Here is a 3,511-nt window from a genome sequence, read left to right as displayed (position 1 = left end):
CCAGGCCTGGTGGAATAAGAGTCGCTTTCAGCCTTATTTAATGTGCGCCGTCAGCGTCAAGCGATAGCCGAAACCGCGAATGGCTTTGATGGCGGTGGCGGGTTGGTTGAGGTGTGTTAGTTTTTGTCGCAGGCGCGATACGCGTTTTTCGAGGTTGCTGCGCAGGGCATTGCTGTCGAGATCTAAATTGAGTTTTTCGGCCAATTGCCAGAACTCCAGCTTGGATTGCGGGGCTAAAGCCAAGGCGGTGAAAAGCCGAATTTCTTCATCCGTCAGCACGACACACTGCGACTCGGCCTCTGATTGAGCACATAGCTCGGAGCGTCCATGATACAAGATCAGTTCCGCTGGCTGGACGGGATTGAGACGACGATTTAACGCTTTGATGGCGGCATCCAATTCTTCGGGTGCAATGGGTTTGGGCAGGTAGATGTCGGCTCCGGAATCGTAACCGGCCAGTTTGTCGGCGATGGCGTTGCGCACCGTTAACATAATAATTCCCAGGCCTGGTAATTTTTGTCGCAGCTGCTCGGCCAGATATAAGCCGTCTTCGCCGGGCAGGTTGATGTCCAGCAAGGCGATGGTGGCGCTGTGATGTTCAATATCAGCCAATGCGGCTTCGGCGGAATCGTAGGCGTTCACTGTGTGGCCGTTGGCTTCAAGCGACTCGGTCAACATCTCCCGAAAGGCTTGGTGGTCTTCCACCAACAGCAAATTCACTTTGTGATCGGCAAGCATAATCGAAAACTCACTTGGTGGAATGGTCGGTCTGGGTCGGTCATGTCATGGGTCATGTCATTTGGCGATGTGATCGGTTCAGCGTGGTATTCAATCGTGGCTTGCAGTTGATCGACAAGCCGTTTAACAATGTACAGCCCGAGACCAGAGCCGGTTTTTTTGGCGGCACTTTTGGTGCGATAGTATTTGTTAAACACCCGCTCCGGATCGGGCAAATCCCCGCAAGTGAGATTGTCGAAACGAAAACACCAGGCCTGGTCAAATCGCGTTAAGGCGACTTGGACGGTGGAATCTTTCGGGCTGTATTTTAGGGCGTTGTCCAACAGGTTGGAGAGAATGACTTTCAGCCAGTCTTCATCCGATTGAACCACCACCGCATTCTCAGGGAAAGCGGTTTCGACTCGTTTAGGCTCATTTGTATAAGACAAAATGCCGCTAAACAAGTGCACCGCATCCACCGGCTCACAATACACTGGGATCTGGTCATCGACCTTTTCCAACACGGAGCAGCGGTCGATCACCAAACTCATGTCGCAAATGGCTTGCAGCAAATGGTTGCGCGAGTTTTCCGACAGCTGTTTTTGATCCACGCCCATTCGCACCACCGCTAGGGGCGTTTTCAGTTCGTGCGATAACATGCTGAGAAATTGGGCTTTTTGCTCTTTCTCATTCTTCTCACGTTCAGCCATCTGCTGGGCGTGCTCTTTTTCCAAAATGACGGTAACGTGTTCTTTTTCAATCTGACGAATACGGCGGTTGATGATGCTTTGAAATACCAGAATACTCGCCAAAGTGCCGACCGTGTAGGAATACAGCAACCAAGCCCCCCCGGAGACCAAACCACCGAGTGACATGGCGGTGCCGAGCACCCCGCTGAAACCAAAGGCCACGGCGAAAAACAACAACCGGCCTTCCTGACGTTTCTGCAAGGCCAGTTTCAGGGCAAAACCGGTGATGAGCAACAAATATAACATGGACATCGGCATATACACCGGCATGTATTCGATGTAAAAATCAAACAACAGCGACACACCCCCCAACCAGGTCAGGGCTTCCATGGCTCTGGAGATACCATAAAAAATCGGCGTTTTCTGGCGATCAAACCCAAACAGCTGATGATAAAAACGCAACAGAACCCACAAATATATCAAGGTGGTCAGCTGTGGTAGATAGTTCACCACGGTTTTCCAATCATTGGGCACCAACATGGCCACCCAGCCATTGCCGGACATAAACACAAATAGCGAGGCGAGGACGAATAACAAATAGTAACGAAAATCCAAGTCCGTGCGCCATTTACCCTGCCCGATATTGATTGCAATCAAAATCAGCAACAGACCGATGTAAATCCCGGAAAGCGTGTAGTCAATAAACAGCGCCCTATGATAAGCCGGTGCATTATAGACCTTCGCCACCACCGTATTGGTATTGATGGTTTTCAGCCGCAAATAGGCGGTCACCGGCTGAGACAGCAGCGGAAGCTCAAACACAAAAGCTCGGTCGGCTTTGGTTTGCCAGTCCTCCACCAGTTCGCCGGAAGCCATTTCTTGAAAACCACCGGAAGGCTTTGCTAGATAAAGCGTTAAATAATCCTGATAAGTGGGCACCACCCTTAAAAACAACCGTTCATCCGCAATGGGACGCAGCGTGAACTTCAACCAATGAACCGATCGGTTATAGCCCCCCACATAGCCTGTTTCAGGAACCGGCTTAAAATCGGCATCCGGCAATTTAGCCACCTGCTCAACGTCCAGCGTCTGAGTGAAATCCACATAGACGCTAAAGGCTGGCACATAGCTTTTAGCCGCCTCTGCGGCATGGGTCGTGCTCAAGACATTCACCAGAGCCAATAAAAACAAGCCCAGCGAGCAACCCGCTATCCAGCGGATCTTGACAACAGCATTTGAAAACGCCTTGCGCGAGGCAAAATAGGACATCATCGGTTCAACCTAAAAAAGTGACTTATGCAGACTAGGTGACTCAATCGGACCCAATCGGGCACACTCTGCTAAACCCCTATGATAAAGGAGTTCACCGCGAATGGAAGGGATATTAACAAAGACTGAAATATTCGGGCTAGGAGTTGCCTTTCGGGTTAGCTATTGTTCTATTAACAACCGTATTCGCATGACCAGATCAATGACTAAGCCTGTTTTGAAAATTTTGCCGTCATCCGAGTTATTTTTGAATTGCAAATATTGCCAATTAAGACCCGCACGCAACTGATTCAAATCGTCGGGAAAGGGTTTCGGACTGCGATGTATTTTCTCTAATCGCATGCCAATTTCCCCAAGGTCTGTTTTGAGTGGCGTCATTACTCAAATCAATCTGAGGGAGTTTTTCCGCTAGTTTTTTTGTGACATGTACAAGCATAATAACCTTCTAACTAAAACTTGAATTCAAGAACGAATTCGGTTCCCGAAATGGTTAAATTTCATAAACCGTTGACGTACCCTTGACGTACTTTCGCCTGCGTTTTAATGATTTTGCATGAAACGGCATGAGACAAACAAGACGAAAAAAGTATTGATTACAAAGGATTTTTGAGGTTTATTGAGACTAACTGAAACTGGGTGAAAACAAGTAATGGTGCCCAGGGCCGGAATCGAACCGGCACGGTATTTCTACCGAGGGATTTTAAGTCCCTTGCGTCTACCAATTTCGCCACCTGGGCGGGCATTCGGGTGAAAAATCAAGAAGTGTTACGAAAACCGATAATGGAGGCGGAACCCGGAGTCGAACCGAGGTCCACGGATTTGCAATCCGCTGCATA

The 3,511-nt window shown here is 49.1% G+C and carries 2 protein-coding genes and 1 tRNA gene; all 3 read right to left on the bottom strand.

Annotated elements, in window-relative coordinates; all coding sequences use genetic code 11:
• Window positions 1-33: 33 nt before the first annotated feature.
• On the bottom strand, window positions 34-738 hold the full coding sequence (locus ACP5D0_RS10260; RefSeq protein WP_472365703.1) for a response regulator: 705 nt from the start codon (window positions 736-738) through the stop codon (window positions 34-36).
• Window positions 717-2,678 carry a sensor histidine kinase gene (locus tag ACP5D0_RS10255; protein WP_472365701.1) on the bottom strand — a complete coding sequence of 654 codons (1,962 nt, stop codon included), beginning with the start codon at window positions 2,676-2,678 and terminating at the stop codon, window positions 717-719. Before ACP5D0_RS10255 ends, ACP5D0_RS10260 begins: the two co-directional genes overlap by 22 nt.
• A 647-nt stretch (window positions 2,679-3,325) precedes the next feature.
• Window positions 3,326-3,412: transfer RNA gene (locus ACP5D0_RS10250), tRNA-Leu, on the bottom strand.
• Window positions 3,413-3,511 lie beyond the last annotated feature (99 nt).

It is taken from the genome of Hydrogenovibrio sp. (assembly GCF_049975065.1).
GTDB lineage: Bacteria > Pseudomonadota > Gammaproteobacteria > Thiomicrospirales > Thiomicrospiraceae > Hydrogenovibrio.
This window is presented reverse-complemented; position numbering and strand designations above follow the sequence as displayed.